The organism is Bacillus sp. FJAT-42376 (assembly GCF_003816055.1).
In the GTDB taxonomy this organism is placed as follows: domain Bacteria; phylum Bacillota; class Bacilli; order Bacillales; family Bacillaceae; genus Metabacillus_B.
This window is the reverse complement of record NZ_CP033906.1, coordinates 3,272,929-3,296,524: the sequence shown is the minus strand read 5'-3', so window position 1 is coordinate 3,296,524 and position 23,596 is coordinate 3,272,929. Positions and strand designations below refer to the sequence as shown.

The following is a 23,596-nucleotide window of genomic DNA, read 5'->3' as shown; positions in this document are numbered from 1 at the left end:
AGTGAGCCAAATCATAATTGCCACACGTAATGAAGGGAAAGCCGCAGAATTTAAATCTCTTTTTGAACCGAAAGGATTTCAGACGGTTTCGCTTAACGAGTTTCCAAATCTTCCGGACGTAGAGGAAACCGGCCATTCCTTCGAAGAAAATGCGATTCTGAAAGCTGAAACCATCTCCAGGCTTACCGGAAAGCCAGTCATTGCCGATGATTCTGGTCTCTCCATAGATTCGCTTGGAGGAGACCCTGGAATTTATTCGGCGAGGTATGCGGGGGAAGAAAAAGATGATGCCGCCAATATAAGAAAAGTATTGGAGAATATGAAAGACGTGGAGAAGGAGCAAAGAACGGGCAGGTTCAGATGTGCGCTGGCGATTGCTGCTCCAGGCAAAGAAACAAAAACCGTCGAGGGATCTGTTGAGGGACTGATCACGGAAACTCCGGCAGGAATGAATGGCTTTGGCTATGATCCGATCTTTTTGGTGAAGGACAAAGGTGTGACGATGGCAGAGCTTACACAGGCTGAAAAGAACAAAATCAGCCATCGGGCAGATGCGCTGAAAAAGCTGGAGAAGCTGATTCGAGAGTACTTCTAACGGGGGGATTGCAATGAAAGTGCTGATTATGAGCGACAGCCACGGCCTTACAGAGGAAATGGCCTTAATAATTGACCGGCATAAAAATGAGACATCCGCCGTTATCCACTGCGGGGATTCAGAACTCCAGGCAGATGATCAGGCAGTCCATTCAATGTGGATTGTAGGGGGAAACTGTGATTTTGATACAAGATATCCCGATGAACTTGTTCAAGAAGCAGGGCAGTACCGGTTCCTGATTGCCCACGGGCATCTGCACTCCGTGAAATCCACCCTTATGAATTTAAAATATAAAGCTCAGGAGACAGGAGCATCAATTGTTTGCTTCGGGCATACCCATATCGCAGGCAGCGAAATGAACGACCGCATCCTGTTTATTAATCCAGGCAGCATTCGGCTGCCGAGAGTGCGCCCTGAGAGGTCCTATGCTATAATCACCCTTGAAGATCAGCAAGCGCATGTTTTATTTTATGATTTTTCAGGAAATCCTATAAAAGAGCTGGAAAAATCCTATTCCTTTGCATAAAATATAAGAGGGAGGAAGAAATTCCTCCTTTTCCAAAAAAACTTTTGAAAAGTTATTGACTTTATTATCGAAAGAAAATATAATAAATCTTGTCGCTGATACAGAAACAACAAATCAGCTGAAACAAAATCATGTCCCAGTAGCTCAGCCGGATAGAGCATACGCCTTCTAAGCGTACGGTCGGGAGTTCGAATCTCTCCTGGGACGCCATACTATTACATACTCAACCTTCTGAAAAAATTTTTTTCAGAAGGTTTTTTGTTTTGCTGCGAAAATAAATTGTCCTCATTGTGTGATCCCCTTTCGAATCCTGTCAAAAAACCCTGTCAGAAAAAAGTACAAAAAAATTGCAAAAAAGCTTTTCCTATTATGACGCGGATGTAAGCGTATACAAATTATTTAATTAATCTAAATTATCAGTTAATTTAGAAAAAGGGTGTTGACTCTCGTCTGGAACGGGCGTAAGATAGGTTCAAACATTCAACACACGGCATTTTACAACTTTAAATCATCCATATAACGTTGTTATAGGATTTTTTTTACAACTTATTTTGTATTCGTTTAAAGCGTCTTTACATTAAAGGAAAGGTGTGACCAGGCATGAGTGATCAGTGGATCTTCTTGAACGGTGAATTTGTACGGAAGGAAGATGCCAAGATTTCTGTATACGATCACGGATTCTTGTACGGAGATGGCATATTTGAAGGAATCAGGGTATACAACGGGAACATCTTTCGAATGAAAGAGCATATGGACCGGCTTTATGAATCAGGCAAATCCATTTTGCTCAATATGCCATACAGCCAGGAAGACTTAACGAAACTTGTCATTCAGACAGTGGAAAAGAATGGACTTAGAAATGCCTACATCCGTCTCGTAGTTTCAAGAGGAGTAGGGGATCTCGGACTGGACCCTTATAAATGTCCGGCAGCGAATGTGGTCATCATTGTTGAACCGCTGGCCATTTTTCCAAAACACCTTTATGAATCTGGAATCGATATCGTTACGGTGCCTACAAGAAGAAACCGGCCGGACGTATTAAGCCCCAAGGTAAAATCATTAAACTACTTAAACAACATTCTTGTAAAGATTGAGGCACACCTTGCAAATGTGAGCGAAGCACTCATGCTGAACGATCAAGGCTACGTAGCTGAAGGATCAGCCGATAACGTCTTTATTGTTAAAAAGGGCAAGCTGCTTACGCCGCCGGGCTATATCGGGGCACTCGAAGGGATCACAAGGAATGCCATTATTGATATTGCCCATGAACTCGGCTACCAGGTTTCGGAAGAGCCCTTTACACGCCATGATGTTTATACAGCCGAAGAGGTTTTCCTCACAGGAACGGCAGCTGAAGTGATTGCCGTAGTCAAAGTGGATGGAAGAGTGATTGGAAACGGTACGCCGGGTGAGCACACGAAATATCTGCTTGAACAGTTTAGACGAAAAGTGATTGAAGAAGGCGAAAAAGTGAATCTTCCTGAAGAAAATCTTCATGTCAGCTAAAGTCTGCAAACTCATAAAGCAAAACAATGACGGGGAAAAGTAATTGTCTGAATCAGCCATCTACAGAGAGCCGGGTCGCTGGAAGCCGGTGTTGGCACGGATGATGAACTCACCTCGGAGTGCCCTTTTGAATGAAGTAGAAAGGGCCGGGTGCATCCGAAGCACTCGTTATTAAAACGAACATGATTGTTCCTGAGATGGCTGGATGGCCATGAAAAAGGGTGGTACCGCGCAGAGATCTAACCTCTTCGCCCCTTTGATCCGCTGTATACGGGTCTTATGAGGGGTGGAGAGGTTTTTATATTGCTTTACCGTTTTGCGGAGGCGCACGTTTTGGGGATGAGACGCTTTTGAAAGAAGAGGAGGCAAAAACATGAAACTGCAAGCAGAGATGGATGAGGTACAGCTCGAACAGCCTTTAAGGATGACCGGAGGCAGCATGCTGATTGAAGCGCTGAAAAGAGAAAAGGTAGAAGTGCTTTTTGGATATCCGGGAGGAGCTGTCCTTCCGCTTTACGACAAACTGTATGATTCAGGGCTGTTTCATATTCTGACGAGACATGAACAGGGTGCCATTCATGCTGCTGAGGGATATGCAAGGATTTCAGGCAGGCCCGGGGTAGTTATCGCTACTTCGGGACCCGGGGCTACAAATCTTGTAACAGGTCTTGCAGATGCCATGATTGACTCGCTTCCACTCGTGGTTTTTACCGGGCAGGTAGCCTCAACGGTTATCGGATCCGATGCCTTTCAGGAAGCGGATGTCCTCGGAATCACCATGCCGATCACTAAACACAGTGTCCAGGTGAGGCATGTAGATGAACTTCCGATGGCTGTCAAGGAAGCATTTCACATCGCCTCTACCGGGAGACCTGGTCCTGTACTAATCGATATTCCAAAGGACATTGCGGTATCTGAGGGAGAATTCAGGTATGATCAGGAACTGGATCTGCCGGGGTATCAGCCTGTAACAGAAGCGAATCATTTACAGATCAGAAAGCTTGTTGAGGCTGTGAGCCGGGCAAAAAAACCGGTTATCTTAGCCGGAGCGGGTGTTCTGCACGCTAATGCGTCTGAATATTTAAAAAAATATGCCGAACAGCAGGAAATTCCAGTAGTCCACACTCTTTTGGGACTTGGCGGTTTTCCGGCCGATCACAAGCTGTTTTTAGGTATGGCGGGTATGCACGGTACCTACACAGCAAACATGGCTCTTTATGAATGTGACCTTTTAATCAATATTGGGGCGAGATTTGATGACCGGTTAACCGGAAACCTTGATGATTTCGCTAAATATGCGACCGTTGCCCATATTGATATTGATCCGGCCGAAGTCGGAAAAAATGTTCCGACCCATATCCCGGTTGTAGGAGACGCAAAGCACGTTCTTCAAGAGCTGATTCATCAAAATGGAAAAAAGCCGGATTCAGTAGACTGGCGGATGAAACAGGAGAAATCAAAGGGAGAGTATCCGCTTTGGTATGAAAAATCGGAAGACGTAATCAAACCTCAAAAATTACTGGAGATGGTTTATGCGCATACAGCAGGGGAAGCCATTGTAACAACGGATGTCGGGCAGCATCAAATGTGGGCCGCTCAATTTTACCCCTTTAACAAAGCCGACAGCTGGGTGACATCAGGTGGCCTTGGGACAATGGGATTCGGTCTCCCGGCCGCAATAGGCGCACAGCTTGCAGGCCGGGACAGGAAAGTGGTGGCGGTTGTAGGAGATGGCGGATTTCAGATGACGCTGCAGGAGCTATCCGTCATTTATGAACTGCAGCTGCCGATTAAAATTATTGTTTTAAACAATCAATCACTCGGGATGGTCAGACAGTGGCAGGAAATCTTTTATGAGGAAAGGTACTCCCATTCGAAATTCGCCTCTCAGCCGAATTTTAATAAACTGGCTGAAGCTTACGGGATTAAAGGACTGACCATTACGAATATGAACGAGGCGGACTTGAACTTAAAGGAGGCCCTTCAATCTGACGAACCGATGCTGATTAACGTTTTAGTAGAAAAAGAAGAAAACGTGTATCCAATGATTGCGCCAGGAAAAGGCATTCATCAAATGGAAGGAGTGAAACCGTGAAACGGATTATAACGATTACCGTCCTGAACCGGCCAGGGGTACTGAACAGAATTACCGGACTGTTTACGAAACGGCTCTACAATATTGAAAGCATCACAGTCGGCCATACAGAGACAGAAGGAGTTTCGCGAATCACCTTTACCGTTAATGTGGAGGACCATAAGCAGGTGGAGCAGCTCACAAAGCAGCTGAATAAGCAGATTCACGTTTTAAAAGTAACGGACATGACCAATCAAAAAGTAGTGGCAAGAGAGCTCGCGCTGATTAAAGTCAATTCTCCGGCTGCAAGCAGACTCGAAATCTACGGCATTATTGAACCTTTCAGGGCGACGGTCATTGATGTAGGAAGAGAGAGCCTCGTCATTCAGGCAGCCGGTGAGCCGGATAAAGTGGAAGCGCTCATTGATTTGCTGAGGCCATATGGCATCAAAGAAGTTGCGCGAACAGGCACAACCGCATTTACAAGAAGCAGCAAACGGAATACCCCGTCAAAAACGGCTTTTATCGTCTAATAATCGGTTTACAAAACACATTGGAATGGAGAGATTCACTATGGCAAAGGTTTTTTATAACGGAGATGTAAATGAACAGGCACTTCAAGGAAAAAAAATCGCGGTAATCGGCTACGGTTCTCAGGGTCATGCCCATGCGTTAAATCTTAAGGAAAGCGGATTGGATGTTATCGTCGGTGTAAGGAAGGGCGGTTCGTTCGAAAAAGCACAGGAGGATGGACATGAGGTTTATACAGTAAAAGAAGCTGCAGAGGCGGCAGATGTGATCATGGTGCTTCTGCCGGACGAACAGCAGGCGAAAGTATACAAACATGAAATTAAGGATGCGCTTGAACCGGGAAAATCATTAGTTTTTGCTCACGGATTCAACATCCATTTTCATCAGATTGTACCTCCCGAATTTGTTGATGTATTCCTCGTTGCTCCAAAAGGGCCCGGCCATCTTGTACGCAGAACCTATACAGAAGGTGCGGGAGTGCCGGCACTGTTTGCTATCCAGCAGGACGTTTCCGGAAAAGCGCGGGAAACAGCGCTTGCCTATGCGAAAGGGATTGGTGCAGGACGTGCAGGCGTTCTTGAAACAACATTTAAAGAGGAAACGGAAACGGACTTGTTTGGAGAACAGGCGGTCCTTTGCGGGGGATTAACGTCTCTTGTTAAAGCCGGATTCGAAACGCTTGTGGAAGCAGGGTATCAGCCGGAACTCGCCTATTTTGAATGTATGCATGAGCTGAAGCTGATTGTGGATCTGATGTATGAGGGCGGCCTTGAAGGGATGAGATATTCGGTTTCAGACACCGCGCAGTGGGGAGATTTCGTATCAGGTCCAAGAGTCGTAGATGGAAAAGTGAAAGAATCAATGAAAGCTGTTTTGGAAGATATTCAGTCCGGCAGATTTGCGAAAGAGTGGATTTTGGAAAACCAAGTAAACCGTCCTCAGTTCAACGCAATAAACAAGCGTGAAAATGAACATCAAATTGAAAAAGTGGGCAGAGAACTTAGAAGCATGATGCCATTTGTGAAGCCAAAAGGAAAAGAGGCGGTGACCGCTGGTGCAAAAAATTAATGTTTTCGACACAACGCTCAGAGATGGTGAACAGTCCGCCGGAGTCAATCTTACGTTTGGAGAGAAGCTGGAGATCGCAAGACAGCTGGAAAGGCTGAAGGTTGACATTATGGAGGCGGGATTTCCCGCTTCCTCCAAGGCTGAAATGAAAAGTGTCAGAGAAATTGCACGGTCGGTCAGGGGCTGTTCCATTACGGGGCTGGCACGTTCCGTTAAAAGCGACATTGACATCGCATGGGAAGCATTGAAAGATGGGGCAGAGCCCCGATTGCATGTATTTCTGGCTACTTCCCCGATCCACAGGGAATACAAGCTGAAAAAGTCAAAGGAACAAGTGATTGAGTCAGCTGTAGAAGCTGTAAAGTATGCGAAAACCCTGTTCCCGGTTGTCCAGTGGTCCGCCGAAGATGCGTGCAGGACGGAGCTTGATTTTTTAAGAGAAATTGTCAGCGAAGTGATTAAAGCAGGAGCTGATGTAGTCAATATTCCTGATACAGTCGGCTATATCCATCCAAAGGAATATGGAGAGATCTTTTCCTATTTAAAACAAAATGTTTCAGATATTGATCAGGTCATTCTATCCGCTCACTGCCATAATGATCTTGGAATGGCGGTGGCGAACTCTTTATCCGCCATCGAGCATGGAGCCGGGCAGGTGGAAGGCACCATCAATGGCATCGGGGAGCGTGCAGGGAATGCTGCTTTGGAAGAAATTGCCGTAGCTTTAAAGATAAGAGCGGATCACTATCAATCTTATTTTGATTTGAAGATGGATGAAATAAAGCGCACCAGCGACATTGTCAGCAAGCTTACCGGAATGGCGGTGCCTGGAAACAAAGCAGTTGTCGGGAAGAATGCTTTTGCCCATGAATCAGGTATTCATCAGGACGGGGTGTTAAAGGAAAAAACAACCTATGAAATTATTTCTCCGGAAATGGTAGGCGTTTCCTCGAATTCTCTTGTTCTTGGTAAGCACTCCGGCAGACATGCATTTGGTGCAAGAATGAAAGAACTGGGCTTTGCATTGGATGAAAAGGAATTGAAGAGAGCGTTTGACCGGTTTAAAGACTGGTCAGAGAAGAAGAAAGAATTTACGGACGCAGACCTTCTTTCTATATTAATGGAAGAAAAAGCGGCAAATGGGGCAGCGGGCTATGAATTGCTCACCCTGCAAGTCCAATTTGGAACTTCTAACCTTACAACGGCTGCGGTTACGCTTCGTGACCAGAATAAGACGGTTATTCAGGAAGCTGCAACAGGTGCCGGAAGTGTTGAGGCGATTTACAATACGCTGGAACGCTGCATCGGTTCGTCTATTCATTTAAAAGATTACAGAATTCAATCAAACAGCAGCGGAAGAGACGCTCTTGCTGAAGTGTATGTGAAAGTAGAATTTAAGGGAGTGGAAACGAGCGGACGCGGTATGGCTCAGGATGTATTGGAAGCATCGGCACGGGCTTATGTGAATGCCGTCAACCGGGTGCTTTTATTCACTCAAGAGGAACAGGAAGTTATGCAATTGCCAGTCTAATTGAAATGGGGGATGGATTGTGAAGAAAACAATCGCAATGCTGCCGGGAGACGGAATCGGAAAAGAAGTCATGCAGGGGGCCCGGGAGGTATTGTCTGTCATTGCTGAACAATTCGGCCATGAATTTATCTTCACATCTGGATCAATCGGCGGTTCTGCCATTGATCAGCAAGGTGTGCCGCTTCCTGCAGAAACGCTGGAACTGTGCCGCAGTGCAGATGCTGTATTGTTAGGTGCGGTCGGAGGTCCTAAATGGGATAAAGAATCTCCTGACAGGAGACCTGAAAGAGGATTGCTTGCTCTTCGCAAAGAGCTCGGGCTTTATGCCAATGTCCGGCCTGTGAAAGCGTACGATTGTTTAAATGGACACAGCCCTTTTAAACAATCGGTGCTGGAAGGGGTAGACCTTGTTATTGTCCGGGAGCTGACTGGCGGATTGTATTTCGGCAAACCAAGTGAGCGTTCATCTGACGGAGGAAAAGAATCAGCCGTAGATACGCTTTACTATACAAAAGAAGAGGTAAGACGCATATTGCAGTCTGCATTCGAAATAGCTTCGGAAAGAAGAAGAAAGGTAACATCAGTCGATAAAGCAAATGTTCTTGAATCGAGCAGGATGTGGAGGGAAACTGCTGAGGAAGTAAAAGCCAGTTTTCCGGATGTTGAGCTTGAGCACATGCTAGTTGACAATGCAGCCATGCAGCTGATTAAAAATCCTGCGCAATTCGATGTCCTTGTAACGGAAAATATGTTTGGCGATATTTTGAGTGATGAAGCTTCCGTTTTAACGGGATCATTAGGAATGCTTCCGTCATCAAGTCTTTCTATGAGCGGCCTTCACCTATATGAGCCCGTTCATGGTTCTGCCCCTGACATTGCAGGGGAGAACAAAGCGAATCCGCTGGCGATGATTTTGTCAGCAGCAATGATGCTCCGGACTTCTTTTGGAATGGAAGAAGAAGCCCAGGCAGTTGAAAGAGCCGTTCAGCACGTGCTGGATGCGGGGAAACGGACTGGCGATCTGGCTATGGATAAAGAGCATCCGCTCTCAACAGCTGAAATGGTTGAAGAAATTAAAGAAAGCCTGGCGGACGATAACGCAATTCTTCATATAATGGAAGCTTATGCGTAAAAAACGGCATATGGCTGATTTTATAACTCCTGCAGATGAGACTTGCGGGCAAACACATGGAGCATTTATCTGCAGGCGGGGTTAATAAAAAGATCTAAATGACAAAGGAGGAGGAGAAACATGAAAAAGAGAACGCTATTTGAAAAACTGTGGGATCAGCACGTTGTTTATACCGAAGAGGGGAAACCGGATCTTCTCTACATTGACCTGCATCTCATTCATGAAGTAACCTCTCCGCAGGCATTCGAGGGACTCAGGACTAAAGAAAGAAAGGTCAGAAGACCGGATTTGACCTTTGCCACAATGGATCATAATATTCCGACCATCAATCCGGCAGTGATTAAAGATGAAACAGCCAAAAATCAAATCTGTGCATTAGAGCGGAATTGCACACAATTTGGTATTCAGCTTGCGGGTATAGGAAGTGAGGATCAGGGAATTGTCCACGTTATTGGCCCGGAGCTTGGACTGACGCTTCCAGGAAAGACGATTGTGTGCGGTGATAGCCACACATCCACCCACGGGGCTTTCGGAGCACTTGCCTTTGGAATCGGGACGAGTGAAGTAGAGCATGTTCTCGCTACACAGACACTCTGGCAGAAAAAACCAAAAACCCTCCAGATTAACATCAATGGAGAGCTTGGAGAAGGAGTGACAGCGAAAGATGTAATTCTCTATACAATCGGGCAATACGGAGTGCGTTTTGGCACTGGCTGCGTGATTGAATTTACCGGAAATGTGATCCGGAATTTATCGATGGATGAAAGAATGACGATTTGCAATATGTCGATCGAAGCAGGGGCAAGAGCAGGACTGATCGCTCCGGATGAAACAACGTTTTCTTATATAAAAGGCAGAAAGTTTGCACCAAAAGGAGAAGAATTTGAGAAGTATACGGAACAGTGGAAACAGCTTGTCACCGATGAAGGAGCTTCCTATGACAAAACAATCGAGCTCCGTGCAGAAGACATTGGTCCGATGATTACATGGGGAACAAATCCCGGTATGGCTCTCCCGGTTGACCAACATGTTCCTGCCCTTGAGTCCTATCCGACGAAGGAAGGGAAAAAAGAAGCTGAACGGGCTTACTCTTATATGCAGCTGGCTCCTGGTCAGCCGCTTGAGAACCTTGCCGTTCAGCATGTATTTATCGGGTCGTGCACAAATTCCCGGATTCATGATCTGCGGGAAGCGGCCGCCTATATACAAGGGAAAACGGTGGCTTCTTCCGTAAGAGCCATGGTTGTACCGGGATCGGAAGCGGTAAAAAGAAAGGCAGAGGAAGAAGGTCTTGACACCATTTTCAAGGAAGCGGGTTTTGAATGGAGGCACTCCGGCTGCAGCATGTGTTTAAGCATGAACGATGATGCGGTACCCGAGGGGGAAAGGTGCGCTTCGACCTCTAACCGAAACTTTGAAGGCCGTCAGGGAAAGGGTGCACGGACTCATTTAGTCAGTCCGGTTATGGCGGCAGCAGCCGCTGTACATGGCAGATTTGTTGACATTCGGAAATCACCATTTAAAGGAGGAGACGTTCATGCTTCAGCCGTTCCGACTTCATAAGGGAAGAGTTGCTGTGCTTGACAGGGACAATGTAGATACGGATCAAATCATACCGAAACAGTTTTTAAAGCGGATTGAACGGACAGGGTATGGAAGGTATGCCTTCTTTGATTGGAGATATAAAGGCAACGGAGAGCCGGATCCCGAATTCGAATTAAACCGTCCCGGCTTTGCCGGGTCCACGATTTTGATTGCCGGTGAAAATTTCGGATGCGGTTCTTCGAGGGAGCACGCTCCGTGGGCACTCGGAGATTATGGATTCCGGGTGATTATTGCCCCGTCTTTTGCGGATATTTTTCATCAAAACTGTCTGAAAAACGGGATTTTGCCTATCAGACTCAATCAGGATAAAGTAACGGATCTGATGGATAAGGCGAACAGCGGCAGCCAGGAGCTTACCGTTAACCTCGCCGATCAGACAGTTTGGGGAGAAGCCGGTCTGGAAGCGGCATTTGAGATAGACCCTCATTGGAAAGATATGCTCCTTAACGGGCGGGATGAGATTGCTTATACATTGATGTATGAGGAAAGCATCCGCGTTTTTGAAGAAAGCAGAATTTGACAGGGAATAAAGGTGCGGAGGCAGAGCCTTCGCACCTTTTTGCAGGCCATCTGCCTTCCGCTTGTGTTCCGTTCTGCACACTGGTAAACTTGTAGCAAATTAAACGCGGAGTTGGTCTGTTTCATGAATGAAGACAAGCAATCGAAGATCATCCCCTTTCCTAATCTAAAGAAGAGGCTTGTGGATAAAGGGATGGAGGCGCTGAAAGAGAAACAATTTCAGGATGCTTTGGAATTCTTCTCAGAAGCAAGGAATATGGATGAGGACCAGGCTGATATTCAGCTCGGAATTGCTTTGTGCCTGATGGAAATGGGTGAGCTGCAGGAAGCAAGCCAAGTGTGCAAAAAGATGCTTCATGAGGACATCGGCAATTATTTTACTGTTCTTCAAGTTTATTTAACCATTCTTATTCAGCTCAGAGAATACGATGAAGTGCGAACAACCATTGAAGCCGTTTTACAGGAGAACCAAATGCCTGCCGAAAGCGCTGAACAGTTTTACAGGCTTCTCGATTTCAGCCGCAGGATGAGCGGTTCAGAGCAGAGTGAAAATTTGCAGGAAGAACCTTTCAGCTATGAGCCCGATGATTGGACAGAGTCAGAAGGATTCATGGCTGATCCGTCCAGACAGATTGATTATATACAATCAATAAGGGACCGGAATGTAGCAAAGCATATGCCTACTTTAAAGTCCCTTCTTGAGCATACGCATGTCCATCCGGTTATTAAAACGATGATTCTTCAGGTGCTGATGGAGCATGAGGTGGAGAAGACGGTGACCGTGGAAAAGTTTGAAGAAACCCTTTCCGTCGTTCCTGCTTCCCTTTCAGACCTTTCCGATACTCCTTTCGCAAAAAGGGTGCTTAATTTGCTCGATGACACACTGGGAGCTGAAAACCCTTCTCTATTCGAAGCGGTAAAAGAATTGTGGATCCGCCACCTGTTTGTTTTATTTCCTTTTTTGCCAAAACCGGCAGACGCTTCTCTTTGGGCGGCAGCTCTTCATAAAGCTGGATATGAAATGCACGGCATAGAAATCGAAGAGGATGAATTGCATCATCTCTACAATGTCTCTTCATTTGAGCTTAGCGATGCCGGCAGCAAAATCGTTCAAGTTGAAAGGATGTCCTATCTGGAGCATGACGGCATCTAAAGTTAGAAAAATATAGGAATAGGTTGAATCCAAGTCATTCTGTGTTATAATGAAATGGTTTCATATCGTGATGGAGGGCGGAAAATGCCCGATTTACATAAGGCAGCCTCTGCTGCTGCTTAACTTAATGAATCATGAAACTAACCACATACTATAGATTTTTGGAGGGAAACACATGTCTGCTAAATGGGAAAAACTTGAAGGTAATCAAGGGATTTTGACTGTTGAAGTGGATGCTGAAACTTTCGACAGCGCTTTGAACGAAGCATTTAAAAAAGTCGTACAGCAAGTATCCATTCCTGGCTTCCGCAAAGGGAAAGTTCCGCGCAGCCTGTTTGAACAGCGTTTTGGAGTAGAATCTCTTTATCAGGATGCATTGGATATTCTTCTTCCGGTAGAATACGGAAAAGCAATTGATGAGACAAAAATCGAGCCAATCGACCGTCCTGAAATCGACATCGATTCCATGGGTAAAGGCGAAAAACTTACTTTCACTGCGAAAGTTACCGTTAAGCCTGAAGTGAAGCTTGGCGATTACAAAGGTCTTGAAGTGGACAAAGATGACGCTGAAGTAACAGATGAAGATGTTGATCAGGAATTGAAACAGCTTCAAGAGCGTCAGGCTGAGCTTGTTGTGAAAGAAGAAGGAAAAGTAGAAAACGGAGATAATGTTGTTATGGATTTCGAGGGCTTCGTAGATGGTGAAGCATTCGAAGGCGGACAAGCGGATAACTATTCTCTTGAAATTGGTTCCGGTTCTTTCATCCCTGGCTTTGAAGAGCAGCTTGTAGGTCTTGAAACAGGGGCAGAAAAAGACGTTGAAGTAACATTCCCTGAAGAGTACCATGCTGAAGAGCTGGCTGGAAAAGCAGCTACATTCAAAGTGAAAATTCATGAAATCAAAGCGAAGGAACTTCCGGAGCTAGATGATGAATTTGCTAAAGATGTGGATGATGAAGTGGAGACTCTTGACGCGCTTAAAGCTAAAACGAAAGAGCGTCTTCAGGAAACACGCAAAACAGAAGCGGAAAACAAGCTTCGTGACGCACTTGTAGAAAAAGCTGCAGAAAATGCAGAAGTTGAAATTCCACAAGTGATGATCGACAGCGAAGTAGAGCGCATGATGAAAGAATTCGAACAGCGCCTGCAAATGCAAGGAATGAACCTTGAGCTTTACTTCCAATTCTCCGGACAGGATGAAGAGGCGCTTAAACAGCAAATGAACGAAGATGCTGCGAAACGCGTGAAATTCAACCTGACTCTTGAAGCGGTTGCTGCAGCTGAAAACCTTGAAGTTACAGATGCAGAAGTGGAAGAAGAGCTTTCCAAAATGGCTGAAATGTACAACATGCCGGTTGAAAGCATCAAGCAAGCACTTGGTTCAACAGATGCAGTGAAAGAGGATCTTAAAATCCGCAAAGCAATTGATTTCCTAGTAGAAAACAGCAAAACAGCTGCATAAATAAAGAATGGATGACAGGGCGCGAATATTCGTGCCCTGTTTTCTAAACAATGACTTTTGCAGAAAATGGCGACATATACATAGAAGCAGGATCGTTCCTAATTAAATAAAAACATGCTAAAATACATATACATACATCAATACATATCCTTTTGCAGGGAATACCGTGATTTACCGGACAGCTTGAGTATAGCAAATGATGTTTTTTCTTCTAAATTTAGGGTAGGATATAGGAAAGCATACATAGCAGCAAACATTCTTCAAACATCTTAATATCCATCACCGCAGCGTTTATGATAAAATGCACTACATACTTGATTTACATGCAAGGCCTATACCTTATCGGAGAGCAGCCCTCACGGATTATCTCTGTTACTGCACCATTGTATTCGCTGATGGACGGGGTTTTGATCGTATGAAGAGATAAAGAATAAGGGGTGAAACAATGTTTAAATTTAATGATGAAAAAGGACAGCTAAAATGTTCATTCTGCGGAAAAACACAGGATCAAGTTCGTAAACTTGTAGCTGGACCGGGCGTTTATATATGTGATGAATGCATCGAGCTGTGCACGGAGATCGTGGAAGAAGAACTGGGTACAGAAGAAGAAGTAGAATTTAAGGACGTTCCAAAACCAGCCGAGATCAGAGAAATTCTCGATGAATACGTAATCGGTCAGGATGCAGCGAAGAAATCTCTTGCTGTAGCTGTCTACAATCACTATAAACGAATTAATTCAAGCAGCAAGATTGACGATGTAGAGCTTTCTAAGAGCAACATTGCCATGATTGGTCCTACAGGAAGCGGAAAAACGCTTCTTGCACAAACACTTGCCAGAATTTTGAATGTTCCGTTTGCTATCGCTGACGCTACTTCCCTTACTGAAGCCGGCTATGTAGGAGAAGATGTTGAAAACATTCTTCTGAAACTGATCCAGGCAGCAGATTATGATGTGGAAAAAGCAGAAAAAGGCATTATCTACATCGATGAAATTGATAAAGTAGCTCGGAAGTCGGAAAATCCTTCCATTACACGCGATGTTTCCGGTGAAGGGGTTCAGCAGGCCCTTCTGAAAATTCTTGAAGGAACGGTTGCAAGTGTTCCCCCTCAAGGAGGGCGCAAGCATCCTCATCAGGAATTTATTCAGATTGATACAACCAACATCCTCTTTATTTGCGGAGGAGCGTTTGATGGAATCGAGCAAATTATTAAGCGCCGCCTGGGCAAGAAAGTCATCGGCTTTGGATCAGACAATACGAAAGAAGAACTGGATTCAAAAATGCTTCTTTCCAAAGTCCTTCCTGAAGATTTGCTCAAATTCGGATTAATTCCTGAATTCATCGGGCGTCTGCCGGTTATTTCAAGCCTTGCACCTCTTGATGAAGAGGCTCTGGTTGAAATTCTGACTAAGCCGAAGAATGCGCTTGTTAAACAATATCAAAAAATGCTTGATCTTGATGGTGTGGAGCTTGATTTTGAGGAGGACGCTCTTCTCGAAATCGCCAAAAAAGCCATTGAGCGCAAAACAGGTGCCCGCGGTCTTAGATCCATTATCGAAGGACTCATGCTGGATGTTATGTTTGAATTGCCATCCCGTGAAGATATCGAAAAATGCATCATTACCGGTGCAACCGTTGCTGATCAGGTTCCGCCAAAGCTTGTAACAAATGACGGGACAGTAATCGAAAAAGATAAAAAGACATCTGCATAATAAATTCAAAAGGGCTGTCTGACAAGTCCTGCGAAAAGAAAATAGCCGAATGAAAACCCCCGGTATGCTTTGATGATTTGAAGCATATCCGGGGGTTTTTTTGTTCATAATCGCTCGCTTAAAGGAATGGATTAGGCTGACTAGAGCAGCAGGACGATTGAAACTCCGCAGTCGCCTAAGCCTTGGAGGCTCATCTCCCGCCACGCCGGAATGCTTAAGACTCCTGCGGGAACAGCGAATCAGCAAACCGGTTTAACAGAGCAATTTTATAAAATTTACTGGAAACTCCTTGCATCCTCGCGCTGAAAGTTCTTGATGCCTTATCTGAAAATCAGGGTTTATTCCTGCCGCTCTGAGGAGATACTAAGGAAAAGCAGGAAGTGCCATTTGGCTAAGAGAGGCAGACTCTTTTACATAGAAACAGGAAGCGGCAGGAGGGACCAATATGAGTTGGACGAGCATTGCATTATTTGTACAATTGTTTTTTGGGATTATCATTGGACTATACTTTTGGAATCTGTTAAAAAGTCAGAGAACACAGAAGGTTTCGATTGACAGGGAATCCAAAAAAGAAATGGAACAGCTTCGCAAAATGAGATCCATTCGATTAAGCGAGCCGCTGGCTGAACGAGTACGGCCGAAAACCTTTCATGATATTGTGGGACAAGAGGATGGAATTCGTTCATTAAGCGCAGCATTATGCGGTCCGAATCCTCAGCACGTCATTATTTACGGCCCTCCAGGTGTCGGAAAGACGGCTGCAGCGCGGCTTGTGCTGGAGGAAGCAAAGCGGAACGGCAAATCGCCGTTCAGACAATCATCCGTTTTTGTAGAATTAGATGCTACGACGGCCAGGTTTGATGAAAGAGGGATTGCTGACCCGCTTATTGGTTCTGTCCATGATCCGATTTATCAGGGGGCAGGAGCGATGGGGCAGGCAGGTATCCCGCAGCCTAAGCAGGGAGCTGTAACCCATGCCCATGGCGGAGTTTTATTTATTGATGAAATCGGTGAGCTCCATCCCATTCAAATGAATAAAATGCTGAAAGTGCTGGAGGATCGGAAGGTGTTTTTGGAAAGCGCCTATTATAGTGAAGAAAATTCGAACATACCGGCGCACATTCATGATATTTTCCAAAATGGACTGCCCGCTGACTTCCGTTTAATCGGTGCAACCACAAGAACACCGAATGAAATCCCGCCTGCCATTCGATCCCGCTGTGTAGAAGTGTTCTTCAGGGAGCTGGATCAAAAAGAATTATCCATCGTTGCCAACAAAGCTTCTGCAAAAATTGGAATGAATGTGTCCGAACAGGGAATTGATCTGATGACATCCTATGCTAGAAACGGACGGGAAATTGTTAACATGATGCAAATTGTTGCCGGAATGGCCATGAATGAAGACCGTCATGAAGTAACGGTAAAAGACATTGAGTGGGTCATCCACTCAAGCCAGATGGCACCTAGACACGACCGGAAAATTGGTGCCGAATCCAAAGTAGGTCTTGTAAACGGGCTTGCAGTACACGGGCCGAACACAGGTTCACTGCTGGAAATTGAAGTCATGGTTCTTCCGGCAAAGGACAAAGGCAGTGTAAATATTACGGGTATTGTGGAAGAAGAAAGCATTGGTGACCGCGGCAAATCCATACGCAGAAAAAGTATGGCAAAAGGTTCAGTGGAGAATGTAATCACCGTTTTGAAATCAATGGGTGTAGATGCAGAAAACTATGAGATCCATGTGAACTTTCCCGGTGGAGTTCCGGTAGACGGCCCATCCGCGGGGATTGCCATGGCAGCCGGTATTTTTTCAGCTATTCACAAAATTCCTGTTGACCATATGCTCGCAATGACAGGAGAAATAAGTATTCATGGACATGTAAAACCGATCGGCGGGGTTGTCCCTAAAATAAAAGCGGCTAAATTAGCCGGTGCTAAACGGGTAATCATCCCTGCGGAAAACAGCCAGTCTATATTAGAAGATATTCCAGGAATCACCATTATACCGGTATCGCATTTTCAGGAAGTGCTGGATCATGCCCTGCTGGACCCGCCAGGCGAATTTTTGCTGAATGAGAAAAAATCTGTTTGAATTTGCATATAGTAAAGAGCGGTGAACCTCCAGGCAACCTGGGGGTTTTCCTTTGCATCGGGCATCCTATTCATCCGATAGGCAAAAAATAAACATCCAAATAGACACCCTATAAAGAATAAGTTAGAATTAGACAAGAACTCGCACATACGCTATCAAGAAAGAGACGGAGGTGCATAGGTATGGCGAATAACGAGGCAACCATTCCTTTGCTTCCATTAAGAGGGCTTTTGGTCTATCCAACCATGGTTCTTCATTTGGATGTAGGCAGGGATAAATCAGTTCAGGCACTAGAAGCAGCCATGATGGACAATCATATGATTTTTTTAGCCACACAAAAGGATATTTCTATAGATGAACCTGCAGAGGACGATGTGTACCGTGTGGGAACATATACGAAAATAAAACAAATGCTGAAGCTTCCGAACGGTACAATCCGCGTTTTAGTAGAGGGTCTGGAAAGAGGAGAAATCCGCTCTTTCAAGGAGGAAAACGATACATTGATGGTTACCATCGAGACCCTTTCGGATTCGTCTGAAAAAGATGTAGAGAGCGAGGCACTGATGAGAACGCTGCTTGAATACTTTGAGCAGTACATCAAGCTTTCGAAAAAGGTTTCCGCAGAAACATTTGCTTCTGTAGCAGATATCGATGATCCAGGCCGGGTAGCCGATCTTGTTGCTTCCCATCTTCCTCTTAAGCTAAAAGAAAAGCAGGAAGTACTGGAAACCATTCCTGTTAAAGAGCGCTTGAATAAAGTGATCAGCATGCTCAACAACGAAAAAGAAGTGCTGAACCTTGAGAAGAAAATCGGGCAGCGGGTCAAGCGCTCGATGGAACGCACTCAAAAAGAGTATTATCTCCGCGAACAAATGAAAGCCATTCAGAAGGAACTGGGCGACAAAGAAGGAAAGACGGGAGAAGTATCCCTTCTTTCTGAAAAGATTGAGCAGGCTGGCATGCCTGAAGACATCAAAGCGGCAGCTCTTAAGGAACTAGACAGATATGAAAAGGTTCCTTCCAGTTCCGCTGAAAGTGCTGTCATCAGAAATTATATCGATTGGCTGCTTGCTCTTCCCTGGACAAACGCAACTGAGGACCGTTTAGACCTGCGAATTGCAGAAAAGATTTTGAATGATGATCACCACGGGCTGGAGAAGGTAAAGGAACGTGTTCTTGAATACTTAGCTGTTCAAAAGCTTACCAACTCTTTAAAAGGGCCGATTCTATGTCTTGCGGGACCTCCCGGAGTGGGGAAAACTTCGCTTGCCCGGTCAATTGCAAAATCCCTGAACCGGAATTTTGTCCGCATTTCACTTGGCGGTGTCCGGGATGAGTCTGAAATACGTGGCCACCGGAGAACCTATGTTGGAGCCATGCCTGGCCGGATTATTCAGGGCATGAAAAAAGCAGGCAGCATCAATCCGGTCTTTTTACTCGATGAAATCGATAAAATGTCCAGTGATTTCAGGGGCGACCCATCATCCGCCTTGCTGGAAGTACTGGACCCTGAACAAAATCATAATTTCAGCGACCATTATATAGAAGAAACATACGATCTATCCAATGTGATGTTTGTAGCAACTGCGAACAACCTTGCAACGATTCCCGGTCCTCTTCGCGACCGTATGGAAATCATCACCATTGCAGGGTATACAGAATTAGAAAAAATTCACATTGCGAAAGACCACCTTCTTCCGAAACAGCTGGAGGCACACGGCCTGAAGAAAGCAAACCTTCAGGTGAAAGAAACCGCCTTGCAGAATGTCGTGCGCTATTATACGAGAGAAGCCGGTGTGCGGGGCATGGAACGGCAGCTTGCCGCCATTTGCCGGAAAGCCGCGAAAAAAATTGTTTCCGAAGAAAAAAAGAAAATCATTGTGTCTGAAAAGAACGTGCAGGACTATTTAGGAAAGCCCATTTTCCGTTACGGCCAGGCAGAACTGGAAGACCAGATCGGCGTGGCGACAGGTCTTGCCTATACGACAGTCGGCGGTGACACGCTTTCGATTGAAGTTTCCCTCTCGCCCGGAAAAGGGAAATTGATCTTAACCGGCAAATTGGGCGATGTCATGAAAGAATCGGCACAGGCTGCCTTCAGCTTTATCCGTTCAAAAGCAAAAAAACTGGATATCGATCCTGATTTTCATGAGAAACATGACATTCATATTCACGTTCCCGAGGGAGCTGTTCCAAAGGACGGACCTTCAGCAGGTATTACGATGGCGACGGCGCTTATTTCTGCACTTACAGGGCGTCCTGTACGAAAAGAAGTAGGAATGACAGGGGAAATTACATTAAGAGGACGGGTGCTTCCAATCGGCGGCTTAAAAGAAAAATCCCTGTCCGCCCACCGTGCCGGTCTTAAAAAGATTATTCTGCCGAAAGAAAATGAAAAAGATTTGGAAGATATACCGGAAAGCATTCGCAATGATCTGACCTTCGTGTTAGTATCAGATATTGAAGAAGTATTAAAGCACGCACTGACTGGAGAAACGAAATGAAGGTAACCTCATCTGAAATTGTAATAAGCGCAGTAAAGCCGGAGCAATATCCGGATGCCGGGATCCCGGAAATTGCGCTCGCTGGACGATCAAATGTCGGAAAGTCATCTTTTATTAATAAGCTGCTGAACCGTAAAAATCTGGCCAGGACTTCATCCAAGCCGGGAAAAACACAAACGCTGAATTTTTACATTATTAATGATGTGATTCACTTTGTGGATGTTCCCGGATACGGGTTCGCTAAAGTGTCAAAGAGCGAGCGGGATGCCTGGGGGAGAATGATTGAAACGTATTTAACCAGCAGAGATGAACTGAAAGCAGTCGTTCTCATCATCGATGTCCGGCACAAGCCGACAAAAGATGATATCCTGATGTACGATTTTCTTAAACATTATGGAATTCCTGTTATTGTAGTGGCTACAAAAGCAGATAAAATTCCAAAAACAAAATGGCAAAAGCATGTTAAGATTGTGGAAGAATCTCTTGATCTCTATGAAGAAGACTCCATTGTCCTCTTTTCATCCGAAACTGGAAAAGGAAAGGACGAAGCATGGGGAGCCATTAAAAGACTGACCGGAGTTAAATAGCCCCATATAAAAAATGCATCCTAAACGGGATGCATTTTTTAATGAATAATTTCTTATTTTTTCCTGAATAATAAAATAAGACCGGCAGCGATAAAAAGGAAAGGCCAGAATTTTTCCGCATAGCTTATTCCTTGCTGAAGCTGACTGAAGGAGTCGGCAATTTGCTGAAAGTAATGGATAAACAGTCCGGCCAGCAGGACGACTGCCCCTGATACATACCCGCTTTTTGCTTTCATCGAGGCGAGCAGCAGGGATGCTCCGACTATCATCGTAATGCCCGCTGCATCATTTGGCCAGGAGGGATTTCTGCCGGACAGAAGAAAATGGATGCCAAGCCCTGTCAGAATGAGCCCTGTAACAAGATAGGAATCGTCCTTCGCTAAAAGACTAGTAAGAAGGAATACGATTCCGAACAGCAAAATGAGCGTTTGCCAGCTGTTCTGCTCCGGAAAAAGCATAATGTTCAGCTTTTGTAATAAAAAATAAGATCCGAACACGACTAAAAAGTAGGCTGGGAATGCTGGACGCTGTTTCATGGATGCACCTCATCTGAATAGACTTTCTCTTGAAAGAAAGCGCTTTTTTTGGTATTGTACATGGTGGAATACATAAGGTTCTTCTGTTTTCATACCCTGTTCACATTTTAACAAAAGTACACTTTTCTATCATGTTATAATATAAATTAGACGAAAGTAAATGATTAGACAAAGAATTGTTTTTACTTTAGAATAATTATTGTTAATTTACAAGAGAAGATAGGGGGGTATTGAAGAAAGTGCATATTTTAGTTGTAGGCATAAATCATAAGACTGCCCCTGTTGATATACGTGAAAAGCTGAGTTTTGATCCTTCTGAACTTGGGTCAGCCATGAAAAAATTAAGAACCCAGAAAAGCGTTCTTGAGAATATTATCGTTTCTACCTGTAACCGCACGGAAATTTATGCGGTGGTGGACCAGCTCCATACAGGAAGATATTATTTAAAGGCTTTTTTAGCCGATTGGTTTGCTCTTGAAATGGAGCAGTTTGCTCCATTTCTCACTTTTTATGAAAATGATGGGGCTGTAGACCATCTATTCCGCGTTTCATGCGGTCTTGATTCCATGATAGTCGGAGAAACTCAAATTTTGGGACAGGTGCGCTCAAGCTTCCTGGAAGGCCAGGAACTGGATACAACGGGAACGGTCTTTAATTATCTGTTTAAAGAAGCGGTGACCCTTGCTAAGAGAGCCCACTCTGAAACGGAAATCGGAAGTCATGCTGTATCCGTCAGCTATGCAGCTGTTCAGCTTGCAAAGAAAATTTTCGGGAATCTGTCTTCAAAAAGGGTGCTGATTCTTGGAGCGGGCAAAATGAGTGAACTCGCTGCTCAAAACCTTCATGGGAACGGGGTAAGCGAGGTTACGGTCGTGAACCGCACACTGGAGAAGGCGAGGCAGCTGGCGGAAAAATTCAGCGGCAAAGCCATAAGTTTTGCGGAACTCGAGCCGGCATTAAAGGATGCGGATATCGTCATTAGCTCAACAGGCGCCAAGGATTTTGTCGTAACGAAGGAAATGATGGCGGAAGTTGAAAAACAGCGCAGAGGCAAGCCTTTGTTTATGGTGGACATCGCCGTGCCAAGAGACATTGATCCATCCATCAATGAGCTTGAAAGCATCTTCCTTTACGACATTGACGATCTGGAGGGAATTGTTGAGGCCAACATGCAGGAGCGAAAAGCAGCTGCCGAACGGGTTGGCATCATGATTGAAGCAGAAATTGTGCAATTTAAGCAGTGGCTGAATATGCTGGGTGTCGTGCCTGTGATTACGGCGCTCAGGGAAAAGGCATTATCGATTCAATCGGAAACGATGCAGAGCATTGAGCGTAAGATGCCCGATCTTTCAGAGCGGGATATCAAGCTTCTGAATAAGCATACGAAGAGCATTATCAATCAGCTGCTCCGTGACCCGATTCTCAAAGCGAAAGAACTTGCTGCTGAACAGGATGGCGATGAAGCCCTTGAACTTTTCAGCGATATCTTTAACATTCGCGAGCAGGTCGAACAGCAAAAAGACAGAAATCATGTATCTGAGCGCGGCATGGAGTCCCACACCGTTCAGAGCGTTTCCTATCCATCTTACTAGAAAGGATATGGCTTAATGATGGGGTTGGACTTGAACCGGCTGAATGAAGCAGCGGTTATTATATATGCATGTTGTGTTCTCTTTTATTTTATTGATTTTGTAAATACGAATCGGAAGGCAAGCAGAATTGCCTTCTGGTTGCTTTCTATTGTTTGGCTGCTGCAAACAATTTTTTTGTTTTATGAAATGGCGGTTTACGGAACCTTTCCCATCCTGAATATCGTGGAAGGCTTATATTTTTATACGTGGGTTCTGGTTACCTTATCGCTTGTGCTTAACTGGTTTCAAAAAGCGGATTTTATTCCCTTCTTCACGAGCATGCTTGGATTTATTATGCTTGCTCTTAACACGTTTGCTTTTTCGCAGAATCAGCCTGGGCAGCTTTCGGACCAGCTGATATCAGAGCTGTCGATTATCCACATTACGATGGCCATCCTTTCATATGGGGCGTTTACTTTAAGCTTTGTTTTTTCAATGCTTTACTTGCTGCAATACAGGCTGCTGAAGAAGAAACAGTGGGGGAGAAGGCTTATCCGGATCCATGACCTTTCCACACTGGATCACATGGCTTACCTGCTGAATGTTACCGGAGTGCCGATGCTGCTGCTGAGCCTGATTCTCGGCTCAATCTGGGCATATATCAAACTGCCTGACTTTCAGTGGTATGATCCGAAGGTGACCGGGTCCTTCGCGGTTATTCTTGTATACAGCATGTACCTTTACATCAAAATTGTAAAAGATCGGCAGGGGAAACCGATTGCGCTTTGGAATGCAGCCGCTTTTCTTGTCCTGCTGATTAACTTTTTCTTATTTGGAAGTTTGTCCCGTTTTCATGTGTATTCATAGATTTCGGGAATGCAGATTGGGAGGAT

Annotated in this window: 19 protein-coding genes, 1 tRNA gene and 1 other annotated feature; of the genes, 19 read left to right on the top strand and 1 reads right to left on the bottom strand. The window is 45.0% G+C overall.

The features are described 5' to 3' along the window. The first annotated feature begins 1 nt into the window (after position 1). From CEF21_RS16550 to yihA, 17 genes are all read left to right on the top strand, one after another. Positions 2-595 carry an XTP/dITP diphosphatase gene (locus tag CEF21_RS16550; RefSeq protein WP_123918268.1) on the top strand — a complete coding sequence of 198 codons (594 nt, stop codon included), beginning with the start codon at positions 2-4 and terminating at the stop codon, positions 593-595. A gap of 13 nt (positions 596-608) precedes the next feature. Further along, on the top strand, positions 609-1,121 hold the full coding sequence (locus CEF21_RS16545; RefSeq protein WP_123918266.1) for a metallophosphoesterase family protein: 513 nt from the start codon (positions 609-611) through the stop codon (positions 1,119-1,121). A gap of 133 nt (positions 1,122-1,254) precedes the next feature. Then, a tRNA-Arg gene (locus CEF21_RS16540) sits at positions 1,255-1,331 on the top strand. 390 nt (positions 1,332-1,721) lie between these two features. Beyond that, positions 1,722-2,627 (top strand): branched-chain-amino-acid transaminase, encoded by a 906-nt coding sequence (ilvE, locus tag CEF21_RS16535; RefSeq protein ID WP_123918264.1) that lies wholly within the window; start codon positions 1,722-1,724, stop codon positions 2,625-2,627. Between the two features lie 17 nt (positions 2,628-2,644). Beyond that, positions 2,645-2,886, top strand: a binding site (T-box leader). 114 nt (positions 2,887-3,000) lie between these two features. After that, positions 3,001-4,722, top strand: coding sequence for an acetolactate synthase large subunit (gene ilvB / locus CEF21_RS16530; protein WP_123918262.1), 1,722 nt, complete (start codon positions 3,001-3,003; stop codon positions 4,720-4,722). After that, a complete protein-coding gene (gene ilvN, locus CEF21_RS16525) occupies positions 4,719-5,234 on the top strand; it encodes an acetolactate synthase small subunit (RefSeq protein ID WP_123918259.1) in 516 nt (171 codons plus the stop codon). The genes ilvB and ilvN overlap by 4 nt, the downstream gene beginning before the upstream one ends. A gap of 40 nt (positions 5,235-5,274) precedes the next feature. Continuing rightward, the gene (ilvC, locus tag CEF21_RS16520; protein ID WP_123918257.1) at positions 5,275-6,300 is read left to right on the top strand and encodes a ketol-acid reductoisomerase; all 1,026 of its coding nucleotides are present in this window, start codon (positions 5,275-5,277) and stop codon (positions 6,298-6,300) included. Then, positions 6,287-7,831, top strand: coding sequence for a 2-isopropylmalate synthase (locus CEF21_RS16515; protein ID WP_123918255.1), 1,545 nt, complete (start codon positions 6,287-6,289; stop codon positions 7,829-7,831). Before ilvC ends, CEF21_RS16515 begins: the two co-directional genes overlap by 14 nt. A 19-nt stretch (positions 7,832-7,850) precedes the next feature. After that, on the top strand, positions 7,851-8,963 hold the full coding sequence (leuB, locus tag CEF21_RS16510) for a 3-isopropylmalate dehydrogenase (protein WP_206427779.1): 1,113 nt from the start codon (positions 7,851-7,853) through the stop codon (positions 8,961-8,963). A gap of 120 nt (positions 8,964-9,083) precedes the next feature. Next, positions 9,084-10,526: a 3-isopropylmalate dehydratase large subunit gene (gene leuC / locus CEF21_RS16505; RefSeq protein WP_123918253.1), complete on the top strand. Its 1,443-nt coding sequence runs from the start codon at positions 9,084-9,086 to the stop codon at positions 10,524-10,526. Then, positions 10,501-11,088 carry a 3-isopropylmalate dehydratase small subunit gene (leuD, locus tag CEF21_RS16500; protein WP_123918251.1) on the top strand — a complete coding sequence of 196 codons (588 nt, stop codon included), beginning with the start codon at positions 10,501-10,503 and terminating at the stop codon, positions 11,086-11,088. Before leuC ends, leuD begins: the two co-directional genes overlap by 26 nt. Before the next feature lie 123 nt (positions 11,089-11,211). Continuing rightward, complete coding sequence (locus CEF21_RS16495) at positions 11,212-12,240, top strand: tetratricopeptide repeat protein (protein ID WP_123918249.1); 1,029 nt, start codon at positions 11,212-11,214, stop codon at positions 12,238-12,240. Between the two features lie 175 nt (positions 12,241-12,415). Then, entirely contained in the window at positions 12,416-13,702 is a 1,287-nt protein-coding gene (tig, locus tag CEF21_RS16490) for a trigger factor (RefSeq protein WP_123918247.1), read from the top strand. A gap of 445 nt (positions 13,703-14,147) precedes the next feature. Beyond that, positions 14,148-15,413: an ATP-dependent protease ATP-binding subunit ClpX gene (clpX, locus tag CEF21_RS16485; protein WP_123918245.1), complete on the top strand. Its 1,266-nt coding sequence runs from the start codon at positions 14,148-14,150 to the stop codon at positions 15,411-15,413. Between the two features lie 445 nt (positions 15,414-15,858). Beyond that, entirely contained in the window at positions 15,859-17,505 is a 1,647-nt protein-coding gene (gene lonB / locus CEF21_RS16480; protein WP_123918243.1) for an ATP-dependent protease LonB, read from the top strand. A 182-nt stretch (positions 17,506-17,687) separates the two neighbouring features. Then, positions 17,688-20,009, top strand: coding sequence for an endopeptidase La (gene lon, locus CEF21_RS16475; protein ID WP_123918241.1), 2,322 nt, complete (start codon positions 17,688-17,690; stop codon positions 20,007-20,009). Beyond that, the gene (gene yihA / locus CEF21_RS16470; RefSeq protein WP_123918239.1) at positions 20,006-20,596 is read left to right on the top strand and encodes a ribosome biogenesis GTP-binding protein YihA/YsxC; all 591 of its coding nucleotides are present in this window, start codon (positions 20,006-20,008) and stop codon (positions 20,594-20,596) included. Before lon ends, yihA begins: the two co-directional genes overlap by 4 nt. A gap of 53 nt (positions 20,597-20,649) precedes the next feature. Here yihA and CEF21_RS16465 read toward each other — a convergent pair whose 3' ends face one another. Next, positions 20,650-21,132, bottom strand: a complete 483-nt coding sequence (locus tag CEF21_RS16465; RefSeq protein WP_123918237.1) for a LiaI-LiaF-like domain-containing protein — start codon at positions 21,130-21,132, stop codon at positions 20,650-20,652. Between the two features lie 239 nt (positions 21,133-21,371). Between CEF21_RS16465 and hemA the strand changes: the two genes are divergently transcribed. Further along, positions 21,372-22,724 (top strand): glutamyl-tRNA reductase, encoded by a 1,353-nt coding sequence (gene hemA, locus CEF21_RS16460; protein ID WP_123920331.1) that lies wholly within the window; start codon positions 21,372-21,374, stop codon positions 22,722-22,724. Between the two features lie 15 nt (positions 22,725-22,739). Then, a complete protein-coding gene (locus tag CEF21_RS16455; protein WP_123918235.1) occupies positions 22,740-23,570 on the top strand; it encodes a cytochrome c biogenesis protein in 831 nt (276 codons plus the stop codon). The last annotated feature ends 26 nt before the right edge of the window (positions 23,571-23,596 follow it).